General features: G+C 68.7%; 12 protein-coding genes. 6 read left to right on the forward strand and 6 right to left on the reverse strand.

Features of this window, described 5'->3' with window-relative positions; genetic code table 11:
- Nucleotides 1-578: 578 nt before the first annotated feature.
- Together ACAM26_RS10600 and ACAM26_RS10605 are read left to right on the forward strand one after the other, a co-directional pair.
- Nucleotides 579-1,967 carry an MATE family efflux transporter gene (locus ACAM26_RS10600; protein WP_123143134.1) on the forward strand — a complete coding sequence of 463 codons (1,389 nt, stop codon included), beginning with the start codon at nt 579-581 and terminating at the stop codon, nt 1,965-1,967.
- A 466-nt stretch (nt 1,968-2,433) separates the two neighbouring features.
- Nucleotides 2,434-3,108, forward strand: coding sequence for a cysteine hydrolase family protein (locus tag ACAM26_RS10605; protein WP_123141610.1), 675 nt, complete (start codon nt 2,434-2,436; stop codon nt 3,106-3,108).
- Nucleotides 3,109-3,384: 276 nt separating this feature from the next.
- On the opposite strand, the gene ACAM26_RS10610 is transcribed toward ACAM26_RS10605, so the two are convergent.
- The 3 genes from ACAM26_RS10610 to ACAM26_RS10620 form a co-directional block, all read right to left on the reverse strand.
- Nucleotides 3,385-3,813 carry a hypothetical protein gene (locus tag ACAM26_RS10610; RefSeq protein WP_369613600.1) on the reverse strand — a complete coding sequence of 143 codons (429 nt, stop codon included), beginning with the start codon at nt 3,811-3,813 and terminating at the stop codon, nt 3,385-3,387.
- Between the two features lie 128 nt (nt 3,814-3,941).
- The gene (locus tag ACAM26_RS10615) at nt 3,942-4,640 is read right to left on the reverse strand and encodes a response regulator transcription factor (protein WP_369613601.1); all 699 of its coding nucleotides are present in this window, start codon (nt 4,638-4,640) and stop codon (nt 3,942-3,944) included.
- Nucleotides 4,641-4,746: 106 nt separating this feature from the next.
- Nucleotides 4,747-6,069 carry an alpha/beta hydrolase gene (locus ACAM26_RS10620; RefSeq protein WP_369613602.1) on the reverse strand — a complete coding sequence of 441 codons (1,323 nt, stop codon included), beginning with the start codon at nt 6,067-6,069 and terminating at the stop codon, nt 4,747-4,749.
- A gap of 147 nt (nt 6,070-6,216) precedes the next feature.
- On the opposite strand from ACAM26_RS10620, the gene ACAM26_RS10625 reads away from it, so the two are divergent.
- Complete coding sequence (locus ACAM26_RS10625; protein WP_123141606.1) at nt 6,217-7,071, forward strand: DUF89 domain-containing protein; 855 nt, start codon at nt 6,217-6,219, stop codon at nt 7,069-7,071.
- Between the two features lie 21 nt (nt 7,072-7,092).
- On the opposite strand, the gene ACAM26_RS10630 is transcribed toward ACAM26_RS10625, so the two are convergent.
- From ACAM26_RS10630 to ACAM26_RS10640, 3 genes are all read right to left on the reverse strand, one after another.
- The gene (locus ACAM26_RS10630) at nt 7,093-10,377 is read right to left on the reverse strand and encodes an efflux RND transporter permease subunit (RefSeq protein ID WP_369613603.1); all 3,285 of its coding nucleotides are present in this window, start codon (nt 10,375-10,377) and stop codon (nt 7,093-7,095) included.
- A gap of 27 nt (nt 10,378-10,404) precedes the next feature.
- Nucleotides 10,405-11,703 (reverse strand): efflux RND transporter periplasmic adaptor subunit, encoded by a 1,299-nt coding sequence (locus ACAM26_RS10635; RefSeq protein WP_369613604.1) that lies wholly within the window; start codon nt 11,701-11,703, stop codon nt 10,405-10,407.
- 97 nt (nt 11,704-11,800) lie between these two features.
- On the reverse strand, nt 11,801-12,169 hold the full coding sequence (locus ACAM26_RS10640) for a hypothetical protein (protein ID WP_369613605.1): 369 nt from the start codon (nt 12,167-12,169) through the stop codon (nt 11,801-11,803).
- A gap of 274 nt (nt 12,170-12,443) precedes the next feature.
- Here ACAM26_RS10640 and glgX point away from each other — a divergent pair, with 274 nt between their 5' ends.
- From glgX to zwf, 3 genes are read left to right on the forward strand one after another with little or no spacing between them, the layout of a single operon-like run.
- Nucleotides 12,444-14,522 (forward strand): glycogen debranching protein GlgX, encoded by a 2,079-nt coding sequence (glgX, locus tag ACAM26_RS10645; protein WP_123141602.1) that lies wholly within the window; start codon nt 12,444-12,446, stop codon nt 14,520-14,522.
- A gap of 26 nt (nt 14,523-14,548) precedes the next feature.
- Nucleotides 14,549-15,562, forward strand: a complete 1,014-nt coding sequence (gene gnd, locus ACAM26_RS10650) for a phosphogluconate dehydrogenase (NAD(+)-dependent, decarboxylating) (protein ID WP_369613606.1) — start codon at nt 14,549-14,551, stop codon at nt 15,560-15,562.
- Nucleotides 15,563-15,589: 27 nt separating this feature from the next.
- Entirely contained in the window at nt 15,590-17,137 is a 1,548-nt protein-coding gene (gene zwf, locus ACAM26_RS10655; protein ID WP_123141600.1) for a glucose-6-phosphate dehydrogenase, read from the forward strand.
- Nucleotides 17,138-17,655: the final 518 nt, after the last annotated feature.

Genomic DNA, 17,655 nt, shown 5'->3' on the forward strand with positions numbered 1-17,655 from the left:
ATGGAAGAGGCGTTGACAAATCGCAAGACAGAACGCGGGACGTTATAGCATTACACTCACTGCGTGCAAGTCGGTGCGGAGATTCAAGCCGCCAGGAGATTGAACCGCAAAGCCGCAAAGGACGCGAAGAAAGCGACCAGCCTCCAGCAAGCAGCCTCCAGTGTCGGTGTGCGGTCGACCGCAACGCGACAAGACAACCCTGCCCCATCGCTGGCGGCTGGCGGCTGGAAGCCTTTCTCCATCTTCGCGCTCTTGGCGTCTTGGCAGTTCAATGAAGATAGAACCGCAAAGACTCAAAGGACACGAAGAGAGCGACCAGCCTCCAGCAAGCAGCCCCCAGTGTCGGTGTGCGGTCGACCGCAACGCGACAAGACAGCCCCGCCCCATCACTGGTGGCTGGCGGCTGGAAGCCTTTCTCCATCTTCGCGCTCTTGGCGGCTTTGCGGTTCAATCCCGCTGGTCGCTGGTCGCTGGTCGCTGGTCGCTGGTCGCTGGTCGACAGCTAGATACACGTTTCGCGACGATTGACAACCCGCAATCGAAGGGAAGATAATTAACTGTTTTTAAAGACGGTTTCCATGTCTTCCCAGCGTGCAACCGCTCAACGCGTCCGCGTCGAGTTCCTCGCCTTGATCGCCCTGGCCTGGCCGATCCTCATCACCCAGCTCTCGCACACCGCGATGGGTTTCGTCGACACCCTGATGGCCGGTCGGGTCGGGGCGCGCGATCTCGCCGCGGTGGCGCTCGGCAACTCGGTGTGGATCCCGGTCTTCCTGCTGATGAACGGGGTGCTGATGGCCACCACCCCCAAGGTCGCCCACCTCGTCGGCGCCGGGCGACTGGGCGCGACCGGGCCGCTGGTGCGCCAGGCGCTGTGGCTGGCGCTCGCGCTGGGAGCACTCGCCGCCGCGGTGCTGGCCTCGGCGCAACCTCTGCTGGAGGTGATGCGAATCGACCCCGAGCTGATCGCCCCGACCATGGGCTATCTGCAGGCGGTCGCGTTCGGCTTCCCGGCGGCGGCGCTGTTTCAGGTGCTGCGCGGCTTCTGCGACGGGCTCGGACAGCCGCGTCCCTACATGGTGCTCGGACTGCTCGGGCTGCTGCTCAACATCCCGGCCAACCATGTCTTCATCCACGGTGGCTGGTTCGGGCTGCCGGCGCTCGGCGGCGTCGGCTGCGGCTGGGCCACGGCGCTGGTGATGTGGTTCATGCTCGCCGGTTTGGCGCTCTGGATCGCGCTCGCGCCGCGCTATCATCGCTACGCCCCCTTCGCCCGGATCGAGCGCCCCGACCCCGCCACCCTCGGCGCGCTGCTCGCGCTCGGTGTGCCGATCGGCATCGCGGTATTCGCCGAGGCCAGCATCTTCGCCGTCATCGCCTTGCTCATCGGTGGTCTCGGACCGGTGGTGGTGGCCGGACACCAGGTCGCGCTCAACTTCTCCACCCTGATCTTCATGGTGCCCCTGTCGCTGTCGATGGCGACCACGGTGCGAGTCGGTCAGGCGCTCGGACGCGGCTCGATCCGGGAGGCGCGCTTCAGCACCCGGGTCGCGCTGGGCACGGCGCTGACCCTGGCCTGCTGCTCGGCCGTGCTGATCCTGCTCGGGCGCGACTGGGTCGCACGGCTCTACACCCCGGACCCGGCGGTGATCGCCGTGGCCACCCAGCTGATCGTCTATGCCGCGCTCTACCAGCTCTCCGACGCCGTCCAGGTGACCGCCGCCGGCGCCCTGCGCGGCTACCAGAACACCCGCACGCCGATGATCATCACCCTGATCGCCTACTGGGCCATCGGCCTGCCGATCGGCTACAGCCTCGCGCTCACCGATCTGTTCGGCCCGGCACGCGGACCGGCCGGTCTGTGGCTGGGACTACTCGCCGGCCTGACCGCCGCGGCGGTAATGCTCGGCATCACCCTGGTCGCCACCGCACGACGACGACAGCGGTTGGTCCCGGCCCTGCAGTAGCCGACAGCCGACAGCCGACAGCCGACAGCCGACAGCCGACAGCCGACAGGACATTGAACCGCAAAGCCGCAAAAGTGCACGAAGATGAAGAAAGGCTTTCAGTTGCCAGCCTCCAGTGAGGGGGTTGGGTTGTCTCGTCGCGTCGCGGTTGACCGTACGCCGACACTGGAGGCTGTTTGCTGGATGCTGGTCGCTTTCTTCGCGTCCTTTGCGGCTTAGCGGTTCAATCCCGCTGGTCGCTGGCCCCCCTTCTCGCCCATGCTTGTCCTGGATCACTGGTGAGTGTGATCTTTCTGGACTACGCTTAGAAATTAGCCTCTGGTGGACAGGATTCGACCAATCCGTCTCACGGGCTTGTATCTCAGTGACCTAGCGCAACTCGTCACAACTTATCCACAGGACGAACCACAGGGTCTGGGGACAAGCCCCGCGCCGCCCCCGCCCGCGCATCGAGGAGGCACCGCGCATGACCTGGAAGACGCGACACCGCTCCTTCTACTACGCCAAGGCGCCCGCACCGGAACTCCCGCCGCTCACCCCCGAGGAGACCGCGCTGCTCTGCATCGACGTGCAGAACTACGGCATGGTGCTCGCCGACGACCCCGAAGAACGCGCCCGCTGGGCCCCCTTCCAGCAACGCATGCGCGAGACCCTGATCCCCAACCTTCGCGCCCTCCAGCAACGCTTCCGCACCGCCGGGATCGACGTCATCCACGCCCGCATCGCCTGTCTGCTCGAGGACGGTCGCGATCGCTCGCTGAGCCAAAAGCTGCCGGGCTGGAACAACCTGCTGATGCCGCTCGACACCGAGGCCTCGCAGATCGTCCCCGAGCTGGCCCCGGAACCGGGCGAGATCGTCGTCACCAAGACCACCGACAGCGCCCTCACCGGGACCAACCTGCGTCTGGTGCTCAACAACATGGGCATCCGCAACGTCATCGTCACCGGCGTCTACACCGACCAGTGCGTCTCCTCGACGGTGCGCAGCCTCGCCGACGAGAGCTTCCACGTCATCCTCCTCGAGGACTGCTGCGCCGCCGGCACCGACAGCCTGCACCAGCACGAGCTGGAGATCCTCAACATGATCTACTGCCAGGTGATGCGCAGCGACGAGCTGCTCGAGGAGATGGGGCTCGGCTGAACCGCCGGCCGAAGAGATTGAACCGCAAAGGACGCGAAGGGATAAAGCGGTAAGCATCCAGTCGTCAGCTACCAGCGGGACGTCTTCTCTCGCCATCGCGGCAGTATGCACGCCACTGTCGCCAAATCATGACGTTGGCCCTCCCCACTGGAGGCTGTCAGCTGGCCGCTGGAGGCTGAAAAATGAGCGATCAGCTTTCAGCGGTCAGCCACGCTTCTCCACTGGAGGCTGTCGGCTGGCCGCTGGAGGCTGATCCAGGACGAGACGGTGCTGTCCTCAGTTACACACCATCGCCTTCTGCTCGACGGGGTCGCCGTCGTTGAAGCTGTACTTGAAGGTGCCGGGCGAGCCCCAGTTGGTCGCCACCAGCATGCCGTCCAGCCCCTCGCCGGAGAAGTCGAAGCGGATCGAGCAGGCGTCCATGGTGCACATGTAGTACCAAGGGCCGCTGATCTCGGTCTCGATCGGCGCGGAGCCCTGCACCGAGCCCCAGGTCACCTTGCCCGTGCCCATCGCCTTGTGCTCGGGCTGGGAGTCGACCACCACCTCGATGGTCAGCTCCGGCGCACCGGTCATCCCCGGCGGGATGTCGCTGCCATAGCAGGCGCGAAAGGCGTTCACCCCCTTCTCCATGTCCTCGGCGAGCGCCGCCCCCGAGGCGGTACAGACCAGGGCCATCGCCGCCACTGTGCTGAAGGTCTTCATCCCGGTTCCTCCATTGCGATCGTCGTGAGCGCCGGGACGATCCCGGACGCTGGTTGCACGGTGACAGGCCGATGGCCGTGCATCAACCCACGGGAACCGACCTGACCTGACCGGTTCTGACCAAGGCCTCAGGCCCGCATCAACGGGGTGGCGAAGGCATAGCCTACACCATGCTGGGTGAGGATGGGGCTCGGCCCAGGATGGTGGCCGGCGATCTTGCGACGGGTACGGCGCACCAGGGTCTCGAGCGCGCGCTCGGCGCTCTCGTCGCGCCGCGCATAGAGCCGGTCGAGCAGCTCACAGCGCCGCACCGCGGCACCCGCCCCGGGCGAGAGCAGGTCGAGCAGCTGACACTCGCGCGGACTGAGTTCCAGGGTGCCGGCACCGGGGATCGCCAGCGCCCGCCGATGCACCAGCAGACGCCAGCCGACGAGACGCTGCGCCGCGGCACGAAGCTGGGCATGACGCCGCGCCAGGCTGGAGACGGCGACGGCCAGCTCCTGTGCATCGACCGGCGTCTGCAGGAACAGATCGGCCCCGGCCTGATAGCAATCGACCCGGATATCGACCCCGCTGCGCGCGCCGATGGCAACGATGGCGCTGGTGGTCTGGCGTCTGGCGTAATCGATCAACACCTGTCCCGGCTGATCCGGCAACGCGAGGTCGACGACCACCACGGCGAAGCTCTGCTCGCTGAGTTGACGATAGAAGGACAGTCCGTCGGGCGCGGTTGCGACCGTACAGCCGGCGTCCCCGAGGGCATTGGCGAGGGAGGTCCGCAGCTCGGCGTCCCCCTCGACCAGGATCACGCAAGTCGGCTCAGTCATCTCGATCCTCCCTGTGTTCGATCCGTCCCGGGTACTGATACAGCTCACGGAGACTGATTGGTGATGAGGTGATCATTCATGGGGCCAGTCCCCTGATCCTCAAGCACTATCTGACCAATGACCAGACCCCGGCGCCGGCCCCGGCGAGTGGACGCAGACGCTGTCGCGCCGTCGGCGCGCTGTCGTGACGCATCAGCTCGAAGAGATCGTGCAGCAACGCCTCGGCCTGGGCGAAATAACCGTGACCGAGCAGGTCGAGGTCGAAGTCGGGCACGGCCACCGTGTCCACCCCGGGTACCACCGTATAGGGCTCGAAATAGCCCGCACGCGGCGCGCCGTGGAGTCGGGAGGAGAGGTGCACCGCACGATCGGCGGCGGAGGCATAGAGCGTGGTGCGCTCGCTGTGACGCGGATAGAGCCTGGCGAGATCGATGAAGAGATCGCGATCGACGTCGGGCGCGGCGAGGAACACCTGCGCGAAGCGCACCCCCGCCTCCCCGGCCTCTGCCGCGATCCGCTGCAACGCCCGCAACAGACCACGATTGCCCATGCTGTGCGCGACCAGATGCACCCGGTCGGTACCGCAGTCGCGGGCGAACGCGACGAGGAAGTCGGCGATCAGTCGCTCGCTCGCCTCGATCGCCGCCTCGTCGGCGGGATAGGCCGCGAGCGTACCCTGCGAGGGCCAGCTGAAGAAGGCGGTGGCCGGCACCTTGAGGTCATAGCCGATCTGCGCGGCGCGGATCGCCGCCTCCTCGAAGCTGGTGTTGTAGCCGTGCAGATAGACCATTGCCTGGGCCTGCTCGCCGGCCTCGCGCGCCGCCGCCACGGTCGCCGCGACCTCGGCGAGGCAGGCCGCGGGCGTGCGCGACTCGACGGCGCGCAGCCGCAGCCGGTCGTCGCGCAGGTCGAGACGCAGCAACCGCGTCCAGAAGCCACTACCGCTCTCGCCGAAGCGATGCGCCTCGGGGACCTGGACCAGCGCCCGACCGTAGTGGACCCGGGTGTCGCGCTCGCCGCCATAGCCGCCCGCCCCGTCCGGGCGGCGGTTGGTACCGAACCACACCGGATAGACCTCGCCGCTAGCCGGGGCGGCCGTGGTCATGGACCACGCCGGGATGCCGGCGCGCTGGGGCGCCTCCCCCCTGTCGACGACGAAGTGTCTGTCATCGGTCGCAAGCGGCCATGACGACGCGCCGAGATCACCCACCAGTCGCACGATGATGGGCGACTGTCGATCGAGGGCGGCCAGCAGCGCGCCGACCTGGCGCTCGGCCTCATCGAGCCACGCCGACTCGGCCATCAGCCGCTGACGGATCTCGAGCGCCAGGGCCTGCGCCCGCGCTCGATCGCCCCGACCGACGGCATCGGTCAGGGCCGCGAGCAATTCGGTGAGCGAGGGTTCGAGGGACGAGGGTTCCTGGTTCATGACGACCTCCTGATGCTGCCGATCCGCTGCGACACACCCCTGCACCAAGAAGCATAGTCGGACAGCGCCCGGCGACAGTCGTCAAGGCGTCGAGTCGCCACCCCGTGCTAGGGTCGCCCGTCCCTGCCAGCAACCGACGGAGCCGCCATGCATACCCATCTCGACTGTTATCCCTGCTTCCTGCGCCAGGCGCTGAGCGCGGCGCGGCGCGCCGGCGCCGATCAGGCGCTGCAGCACGCGATCCTGGTCGAGACCATGGCCGAGTTGCAGCGGCTGCCGCTCGACACCACACCGCCACGGATGGCCGAGACCATCCACCGTCTGGTGCGCACCCGCACCGGCGCCGTCGATCCCTATCTCGCGGCCAAGCAGGAGGCGACGCGCCGCGCCCTCGACCTCTACCCACGGCTGATCGCCGCCATCGCCGCCTCGGCCGATCCGCTGGAGACGGCGGTGCGCGGCGCGATCGCGGGCAACATCATCGACTTCGGGGTGTTCGAGCACTACGACCTCGAGGCCACCCTCGATCGGGTGCTGCGCCAGCCCTTCGCCATCGACGACCTGGCGGTGCTGCGCGCCGCGCTCGCGCGCGTCGACCGGGTGCTCTATCTCGGCGACAACGCCGGCGAGACGGTGTTCGACCGCGCCCTGATCGAGCAGCTCGACCAGCCGGTGACCTATGTCTGCAAGGGCGGCCCGGCGATCAACGACGCCACCCTGGAGGACGCGCGCGCTGCCGGGCTCGACGGCTGCGCCAGCCTCGTCGACAACGGCTCGGACGCCGTCGGCACCCTGCTCGATCGCTGCTCGGACGAATTCCGCGCACGCTTCGCCGCCGCGCCCCTGATCATCGCCAAGGGTCAGGCCAACTACGAGAGCCTGAGCGAGGTCGAGGCGCCCATCGTCTTCCTGCTCCAGGCCAAGTGCGGGGTGATCGCCGACGACATCGGGGTGCCGACCGGCGGGTTGATCGTCAAGGCCGCGCCCGGGCTCGCGCGCTAGGCGCCCCGGACGCGGCCCCGCTCAGCGCAGCCCGCGCCGGTACCAGAGGGCGTAGGCCGCCGGCAGCAACAGCAGGCTGAGCAGCGGCGCGGTGATCATGCCGCCGACCATGGGCGCGGCGATGCGGCGCATCACCTCCGAGCCGACCCCGGCGCCGAGCATGATCGGCAGCAACCCGGCGAAGATGGTCGCCACCGTCATCGCCTTGGGACGGATGCGCAGCACCGCGCCCTCGATCAGCCCGGCGTGGAGCGCCGCGCGGTCATCGAGCCGTCCCTCGGCGCGGCGACGCGCGAGCGCCGCGTCGAGATAGACCAGCATCACCACGCCGAACTCCGCCGCCACCCCGGCCAGGGCGATGAAGCCCACCGCGACCGCCACCGAGAGGTTGTAGTCGAGCAGATAGATCAGCCACAGCCCGCCGACCAGCGCCAGCGGCAGCGAGCCGAGCACCAGCAGCGCCCGCCCGAGCGAGCCGAAGGCAAGATAGAGCAGCACCAGGATGATCGCCAGGGTCAGCGGCAGCACCTGCGCCAGCCGCGCCTGGGCGCGCTCCATCGACTCGTACTGGCCCGACCAGTCGAGCGAATAGCCCGGCGGCAGCGCCAGCGCCTCCTGCACCCGCGCCCGCGCCTCGGCGACATAGCCGCCGAGATCACGGCCGCGGATGTCGACGAAGGTCCAGCCGGTGAGCCGCGCGTTCTCGCTCTTGAGCAGCGGCGGTCCGTCGACGATCACCACCTCGGCGACCTGCCCGAGCGCGACCTGCGCCCCGCTCGGGGTGACGATCGGAAGCTCCCGCAGCGCCTCGAGATCGGCGCGCCGATCGCGCGGGAAGCGCAGATTGACCGGATAGCGCTCCAGCCCCTCGACGGTGCGGGTGACCTCGATGCCGCCGATCCCGGCGGCCACCACCTGGTTGATGTCGTCGATGTTCAGCCCGAAGCGTGCTGCGGCCAGGCGGTCGGGGCGGATCTCGATATAGCGCCCCCCGGCGACGCGCTCGGAATAGGCCGAGACCGTGCCCTCGATCCCCATCAGGATCGGCTCCAGCGCCCGTCCCAGCCGCTCGATCTCGGCCAGATCCGGCCCCGAGATCTTCACCCCGATCGGGGTCTTGATGCCGGTGGCGAGCATGTCGATGCGGGTCTTGATCGGCATCACCCAGGCGTTGGTCACGCCGGGCACCTGGACGCGTTCGTCGAGTTCGTCGATCAGCCGCGCGAGCGTCATCCCCTCGCGCCACGCCTCGCGCGGCTTGAGATGGATGAAGGTCTCGATCATGGTCAGCGGCGCCGGGTCGGTGGCGGTCTCGGCGCGCCCGACCTTGCCGAACACCCGCTCGACCTCGGGCACCGAGGCGATCAGCCGATCGGTCTGCTGCAACAGCTCGCGCGCCTTGCCGATCGAGATCCCGGGCAGCGTGGTCGGCATGTACATCAGATCGCCCTCGTCGAGCTCGGGCATGAACTCCGAGCCCAGCCCGCGATCCCAGCCGCCGATCACCGGCAGCGCGCCGAGATGCGCGCGCCAGCCCTCGGCGAGCGCCTGTTGCCACTGCCCAACCCGGGCCTCGGCGCGTTCGGCGAGCGGGGTCTCGACCACCGCCGAGACGAGCTGGAAGGGCCATTTGAGCGGCGCGAGCAGCCCGCCCACCCCGCCGAGCGGGATCAGACAGCTGTAGAGCAGCACGCCGGCGGCCACCAGCGTCGAGCGCGGGCGGCGCAGCACCGCGCCGAGCACGGGCCGGTAGCCGGCGATCAGCGCGCGGTTGAGCGGATTGGCCTGCTCGCGCGGGATGCGGCCACGCACCAGATAGCCCATCAGCACCGGCACCAGGGTGACGGCGAGCCCCGCCGCGGCGGCCATCGCATAGGTCTTGGTATAGGCCAGGGGCGCGAACAGCCGTCCCTCCTGCGCCTCGAGCGCGAACACCGGCAGGAAGCTCAGGGTGATGATCAACAGCGAGAAGAACAGCGCCGGTCCGACCTCGGTGGCCGCCTCGCCGATCACCCGCCAGTGGGTGGCGCGGTCGATCCCGGGGCCGGCGCGTTCGAGGTGCTTGTGGGCGTTCTCCACCATCACGATGGCGGCATCGACCATGGCGCCGATGGCGATGGCGATGCCGCCGAGCGACATGATGTTGGCGTTGATCCCCTGCGCGTTCATCACCAGGAAGGCGGCCAGCACCCCCAGCGGCAGGCTGACGATGGCCACCAGCGCCGAGCGCAGATGGACGAGGAAGAGCACGCAGACCAGGGCGACGACGACGAACTCCTCAACGAGCTTGTCGCCGAGGTTGTCGACGGCGGCGCGGATCAGCCGCGAGCGGTCGTAGGTCTCGACGATCTCCACGCCCTCGGGGAGCCCGGCGGCGAGCGCATCGAGCCGCGCCTCGACGGCGGCGATGGTGGCCAGCGCGTTCTCGCCCGAGCGCATCACCACGATCCCCCCGGTGACCTCGCCCTCGCCGTCGAGATCGGCCACCGCGCGGCGCATCTGCGGCCCGATCCGCACCCGCGCCAGATCGCGCAGCAGGATCGGGGTGCCGCCCTCGGTGGCGCCCAACGGAATGGTCTCGATGTCCTCGACCCCGCGCAGATAGCCGCGGGTGCGGATCATGTACTCGGCCTCGGCCAGCTCCAGCACCGAGCCGCCGACCTCGGCATTGGCCGCGCGCAGCGCCTCGGCCACCCGCGACAGCGGGATGCCGTAGGCACGCAACCGATCGGGATCGACCACCACCTGGTACTGGCGCACCATGCCGCCGACCGTGGCCACCTCGGCCACCCCCGGGACCGCCTGCAGCTCGAACTTGAGGAACCAGTCCTGGAGGCTGCGCAGCTCGGCGATGTCGTGCCGTCCGCTGCGATCGACCAGGGCATAGCTGTAGATCCAGCCGACCCCGGAGGCATCCGGTCCGAGCCGGGGCTGGACGCCCTCGGGGAGGCTCGCGGCGGCCTGGTTGAGATACTCGAGCACCCGCGAGCGGGCCCAGTAGAGATCGGTGCCGTCCTCGAACAGCACATAGACATAGCTGTCGCCGAAGAAGCTGTAACCGCGCACCACCTTGGCGCCGGGGACGGCCAGCATGGTGGTGGTGAGCGGATAGGTGACCTGCTCCTCGACCACCCGCGGCGACTGGCCGGGGAAGCTGGTGCGCACGATCACCTGCACGTCGGAGAGGTCGGGGATGGCATCGAGCGGGATGGTACGCAGCGCCTGCGCGCCCCAGACGGCGAGCGCCAGCGCGCCGAGCAGCACCAGCATCCGCCGGCGGATCGACCAGAGGATCACGGCCTTCATCGCGACACCTCCGGGCGGTGACGGGGATCAGTGACCGGCATGATCGTGCCCTCCCTGCGTCTGGCCCGAGAGCCGGTCGAGTCCGGCGCGCAGGCTCGATTCGGAGTCGAGCAGGAACTGCCCCGAGGTCACCACGCGATCGCCCGCGTCGAGCCCGGAGAGGATCTCGACCTCGCCCTCGCGTCGCATCCCCGCCACCACCTCGACCGGGGCGAAGCGCCCGTCGTCGAGCGCGCGCACCACGCGGGTGGCGGTGCCGGTCTCGATCAGCGCCTCGGCGGGGATCTTCAGCACATCGCGCCTGGGACCGCCGTAGATCACCACCTCGGCGAACATGTTGGGGCGCAGCAGACCCTCGGGGTTGTCGAACACCAACCGCACCCGCAGGGTGCGCGTCTGCGGATCGAGCGCCGGGTAGAGATAGTCGACCTCGCCCTCCCAACTGCGTCCGGGATAGGCCGGGACCCGGATCTCGGCGCCCTGGCCGGGGGCGATCCAGTCGATCTGGTGCTCGAAGACGTCGACCAGCACCCACACCCGGCTGAGATCGGCGATGGTGTACATGGCATCGGCGGCGGTGACGTACATCCCCTCGCGCGCCTTCATCTCGGTGACCACGCCGTCGATCGGCGCCAGCACCGGCACCGTCTGGCGGGTCTCGCCGCTGCGCTCGATGGCGCGGATGTCGGCCTCGGGGACATCGAGCAGACGGAGGATGTTGCGCGCCTGATCGACCCGCACCCGGGCCACGCCCTCGGGCTGGGGCGCGAGCGCGAGCAGGAAGTCGACCTGCGCGGAGAGGATCTCCGGGGCATAGAGCTCGGCAAGCTCCTGCCCGGCGCTGACCGGCTCGCCGAGGGCGCGCACGCTCAACCCCTCGATCCAGCCCGGCGCGCGCGGGTGGAGATGCGCCAGCCGGGTCTCGTCATAGCTGATCCGGCCCGGGGTGCGGACGTACTTCCACAGGGTGCCGCGCTCGACCGTGGCGGTGCGGACCCCGAGCGTCTGCGCCAGCCCCGGGGCGAGCCGCACCTCGGGTCCGCGCCCGGCCAGGGGATCGAGCGCCTTCTCCACCAGATCCATGCCGCAGATCGGGCAGGTGCCGGGGGCATCGCGCACGATCTGCGGGTGCATCGGGCAGACATAGCGGGTTTCGAACGGTCGCGCGGCAGGCGCCTCCTCAGCGCCGTGGTCGTGCTCGGCTTGCGCCGGCGGCGGCGTGGTCGTGGGGGCGGCGTCGCAACCGGCAAGCACCACCACCAATAGCGAGATCCAGAGACCGCGCGTCGGCGCGCCGCCTCCGCGGGATGGATGACGTCGATACATGGGTCACACCTCGAGGGACACGCACCGGGCGTGCCCCGCAAACACAGAACTGAATCGGCACGGGGTCGACGGGACCCCGCGATGGATCGGGTCGGTGTCAGTCGGTCCGCGGTGGACGCAGCAGGTGTTCGGGGTCGTGCAGATAGAAATGCGCGGGGGGGCGCGGCCGATGTACCGCGCCACGGTCGGCGAGCAGCAGCGGCGGGGTCGCCGGTGGCGCCTGCAGTACGCCGAGGGTGAGCGCCAGCGCGCACTTGGCGCAGTCGAAGGGGGAGCCCCCGCCCCCGGGCGCTGCGGGTTGTCGGTCGATCCCGCCCGCAGGCTGGATGTGGCCGGGACAGGCGACCTCGGTGACGGACGCACCGAGATGGAGACAATCGAGCGCGCGCGCGGCCACCGTCTGCGCCTGGAAGGCGAGCAGACAGAGCACCAGCAGCAGGGGGAGCGCGCGTCTGGATCGGTTCATGTCGCCTAACGTATCGCTCAGGCTCGTCTTTTTCAATCTGTCCCTTTCGTATTGAGCGAACTTCGTCTGCAGGGTCTAGACTTCAAGACGCCGCCCCGATCAATCGGGACGGGTTGCGATGACCGCAGGATGCCGAACGAAAACGCAGGGAGATGGCGTTGGTGACCGGGCCCACACGCGCCGCGGTCGAAGTACACACAGACGGCCAGCAGCCGTCGCGCCGATGACGACCAGAAGGGGGCGAACAGCGGCGATCATGAGCAGGAGCCGTACCATGACGCGACAGAGATCTTCCGTGCAGCCCGGTGTCTGGGACAACACCGGCGCAACCCCTATGGAGGGCGGCGTCAACTTCTGCGTCTTCTCGCGCTACGCCGAGTCCATGGAGCTGCTGCTGTTCGAGCGCGCCGACGACACCGAGCCCGACGAGGTCATCGCGCTCGACCCCAGGGTCAACCGGACCTTCTTCTTCTGGCACGTCTTCGTCGAGGACCTGCCCGACGGCACCTATTACAACTGGCGGGTACGCGGACGCTGCGACACCCGCGAGACCGGCTGTCGGCTAGATGGCGACAAGGCGCTGCTCGACCCCTGGGCGACCACCGTCAGCGACCTGCTGTGGGATCGCACCACCGCCTGCCGACCGGGCGACAACACCGCCACCGCGATGCGCGCGCAGGTGGTGCGCGACGGCTATGACTGGGAGGGCGACCATCCGCTGCACATCCCGCTCAATGCCTCGGTGATCTACGAGATGCACGTCGGCGGCTTCACCCGTCACCCCAGCGCCGAGGTCGCGCACCCGGGCAGCTTCCTCGGTGTGATCGAGAAGATTCCCTATCTGCAGTCACTCGGCATTACCCACGTCGAGCTGATGCCGGTGATGGCCTTCGACACCCAGGATGTGCCTCCGGCGACCGCCGCGCGCGGGCTGGAGAACTTCTGGGGTTACAGCACCCACAGCTATTTCGCCCCCCACCCGGGCTTTGCCGTCGATGTCAGTCAGGCCCGCGACGAGTTCCGCAACCTGGTCAAGGCGCTGCATCGCGCCGGCATCGGGGTGATCATGGACGTGGTCTTCAACCACACCGCCGAGGGCGGCGAGGACGGCCCGGTCATCAGCTTCAAGGCGCTCGGCAACGAGATGTACTACCACCTCGACTTCATCGATCGGCGCCGCTATCGCGACTACACCGGTTGCGGCAACACCCTCAACTGCAACCACCCGATCGTCACCCGCTTTCTCATCGACTCGCTGCTCTACTGGAGTCGCGAGATGCACGTCGACGGCTTCCGCTTCGATCTCGCCAGCGCCCTGGCCCGGGGCGAGGACGGCAACCCGCAGTACCACGCGCCGGTACTCTGGGCCATCGAGCTCTCCCCGGCGCTCAATCGCGCGCACATCATCGCCGAGGCCTGGGACGCCGCCGGGCTCTATCAGGTCGGCGACTTCCCCGGCTACCGCTGGGCGGAATGGAACGGACGCTATCGCGACGTGATCCGCGGCTTCGTGCGCGGCGACCCCGGACTGGTGGCCGAGGTCGCCACCCGCATCGCCGGCTCCAGCGATCTCTACGAGAGCCGCGCCCGGCTGCCGACCAACAGCATCAACTTCGTCTCCTGTCACGACGGCTTCAGCCTCTACGACCTGGTCAGCTACGACCACAAGCACAACGAGGCCAACGGCGAGGACAACCGCGACGGCCATGACCACAACCTGAGCTGGAACTGCGGCGTCGAGGGCCCCACCGACGACCCCGCCATCCTCGCCCTGCGTCGGCGTCAGGCGCGCAACTTCATCGCCATCCTGATGCTCAGCCAGGGGGTGCCGATGCTCCACGCCGGCGACGAACTGCTGCGCACCAAGCAGGGCAACAACAACACCTACTGCCAGAACAACCCGCTCGGCTGGATCGACTGGCGCATGCACGACGACAGCGCCGCCATGCTCGACTTCGTGCGTGCCATGATCGCGCTGCGCCGCCGTCACCCGGCGCTGTGTCGCAACCGCTTCTTCACCGGCGAGCGCGCACCCGGACACGCCCTGCCCGACATCCGCTGGCATGGGGTCGGACTCGAACAGCCGAACTGGGACGCGCCCGGCAACCACGCCCTCGCCTTCACCCTCGACGGACTTGAAGAGGGCGAGTCGCCCCTGCATGTCATGCTCAACATGGGCAGTGAGCCGCTCGAGTTCGCGCTGCCGCCGATCGCCGGCATGACCTGGTACCTGGCGTTGGACACCGCCCGCGAACCCTGGGTGTTCGACCCCGGCGCACAACCGCCGATCGAACAACCGCGGCTGCGTGTGGAGGCGCACGCGGTGGTGGTGCTCGAAGGCTTCTTCCACTGATCACGACTGCCAACGGAGGCGCAACGATGCAACTCGGAATGATCGGACTCGGCCGCATGGGCGCGAACATGGTGCAGCGCCTGCTCGCCGCCGGCCACCAGTGCGTGGTCTACGATCGCGACCCGGCGGCGGTCGCCGCCCTGGTCGAGCACGGCGCGAGCGGCGCGGCGGACATCGCCGAGCTGTGCGCCCAACTCGCCGCCCCCCGCCATGTCTGGATCATGGTCCCGGCGAGCGTGGTCGACTCGGTGATCGACGTGCTCGAACCCCAGCTCGAGACGGGGGACGCGATCATCGACGGCGGCAACTCCAACTACCGCGACGACATCGCCCATGCCGCACGGCTCGCGCCTGCGGGCATCCACTTCATCGACTGCGGCACCAGCGGCGGGGTGTGGGGACGCGAGCGCGGCTACTGCCTGATGGTCGGCGGCGCCACCGAGGCCGTCGCCCGACTCGAACCCATCCTCGCCGATCTCGCCCCCGGCGTCGGCGACATCCCCCGCACCGCCGGGCGCGAGGGTCCGCCGCGCGGCGCCGAGCTGGGGTATCTCCACTGCGGACCGAGCGGCGCCGGACACTTCGTCAAGATGGTCCACAACGGTATCGAATACGCCCTCATGGCCGCCTATGCCGAGGGCTTCAACCTGCTGCGTCACGCCGGCGCCGGGCGCGCCGAGCGCGCCACCGACGCCGAGACCGCGCCCCTGGCCAACCCCGAGCACTACCAGTACGACATCGACCTGGCCGAGGTCGCCGAGCTGTGGCGGCGCGGCAGCGTGGTCTCCTCCTGGCTGCTCGATCTCACCGCCAACGCGCTCGCCGAGGACGCCGAACTCGGCAACTTCAGCGGACGGGTGTCGGACTCCGGCGAGGGACGCTGGACCAGCATCGCCGCGATCGAGACCGGCACCCCGACCCCGCTGCTCACCACCGCGCTCTACGAGCGCTTCAACTCCCAGGGCGAGGCCGAGTTCGCCAATCGCATCCTCTCGGCGATGCGCTACCAGTTCGGCGGTCACCACGAGAAGTCCGCCTGAGCGCCCGCCCATCAAGGAGCGATCCCCATGCAACAACGACTGACCTCCGACAACGCCCCGCCGGCGCCGCCGAACGTGATGATCATCTTCGGCGCCGGTGGCGACCTCACCCGGCGCAAGCTGGTCCCGGCGCTCTATCACCTCTCGCGCGGCGGGCTGCTGCCCGAGACCTTCGCGGTGCTCGGGGTCGACCGCCTCGAACTCGACGACGCGGCCTTCCGCGACCGCATGGCCGAGGCGGTGCGCAATCATGTCGGCGCGGCCTGGGACCAGGACGTCTGGGAGCGGCTGTGCGAGCGCATCCACTACATGCGCTGCAACATCACCGAGCGCGAAAGCTATGTCGCGCTCTGCGAGCGCCTCACCCGGATCGACGCCGAGCGCGGCACCGACGGCAACTATCTGTTCTATCTCGCGGTGCCGCCGGCGCTGTTCGGCGACATCACCCGGCTGCTCGGCGCCGTCGGCCTCACCACCGAGACCCCGGACGACTGGCGCCGGGTGATCATCGAGAAGCCCTTCGGCGACGACCTGGAGTCGGCCCGGGCGCTCAACCGGCTGCTCCACCAGAACCTCGACGAGGAGCAGATCTATCGCATCGATCACTACCTCGGCAAGGAAACCGTGCAGAACATCATGGTGTTCCGCTTCGCCAACGCCTTCATCGAGCCGCTGTGGAACCGCCAGCACATTGATCACGTGCAGATCACCGTCGCCGAGTCCGTCGGGGTCGAACACCGCGGCGAGTACTACGAAAAGGCCGGCGCGCTGCGCGACATGATCCCCAACCACCTGCTGGTGCTGCTCGGCTTCCTGGCGATGGAACCGCCCAACTCGTTCGACTCCGAGGCGGTACGCGACGAGATCAACAAGGTGCTCGACGCACTCCAGCCGCTCACCCCCGAGCAGGTCCTCACCCACGCCGTGCGCGGTCAGTACGGCGAGGGGCGGATGCCGAGCGGCGAACAAGTCCAGGCCTACCGCACCTCGCCCGGGGTGGCGCCCAACTCGCGCACCGAGACCTTCGCTGCGCTCAAGCTCAGCATGGACAACTGGCGCTGGGCCGGGGTGCCCTTCTATCTGCGCACCGGCAAGCGGCTCAACGCCCAGTACACCGAGGTCGTCATCCAGTTCAAGCGCGCCCCCAAGATCATGTTCAAGGACACCGATGTCGACCAGCTCGATCCCGACATGCTGGTGCTGCGCATCCAGCCCAACGAGGGCATCCAGATGAGCTTCGGCGCCAAGGTCCCCGGACCCAAGATGCGCGTCGGCACCGTCAACATGGACTTCTGCTACGCCGACTATTTCGGCAACGCCCCGGCCACCGGCTACGAGACCCTGATCTACGACTGCATGCACGGTGACGCTACCCTGTTCAAGCACGCCGACACCGTCGAGAAGGGCTGGGAGATCGTCGAGTCGGTACAGGACGTGTGGTCGGCGCTACCGGCGCGCGACTTCCCCAACTACGCCGCCGGCACCTGGGGCCCCGCCGCCGCCGGCGACCTGCTGCGCAACGACGGCCGACGCTGGCGCCGCATCCTCACGCCCGGGGCGGATCAAACGAGTTGAGCGCCAGCGCCGTAGGTTGGGCTGCCCACCGATACGCCGTTCCTGCGATGGCGCGATAGCCGTTGACCGGTGGGCAAACCAACACCCGTGCCGATCTTCTCAAGCATCGACGTCCGTCCTGAGCGCCGTAGGTTGGACTGCCCACCGATACGCCGTCCCTGCGATGGCGCGATGGCCGTTGACCGGTGGGCAACCCAACATCCGTGCCGATCTTCTCAAGCATCGACGTCCGTCCTGAGCGCCGTAGGTTGGGCTGCCCACCGATACGCCGTCCCTGCGATGGCGCGATAGCCATTGAGCGGTGGGCAACCCAACATCCGTGCCGATCTTCTCAGGCATCGACGCCCATCCTGAGCGCCGTAGGTTGGGTTGCCCACCGATACGCCGTTCCTGCGATGGCGCGATAGCCATTGAGCGGTGGGCAACCCAACACCCGTGCCGATCTTCTCAAGCATCGACGTCCGTCCTGAGCGCCGTAGGTTGGGCTGCCCACCGATACGCCGTCCCTGCGGTGGCGC

The organism is Marichromatium sp. PS1 (assembly GCF_041155115.1).
GTDB lineage: Bacteria > Pseudomonadota > Gammaproteobacteria > Chromatiales > Chromatiaceae > Marichromatium > Marichromatium gracile.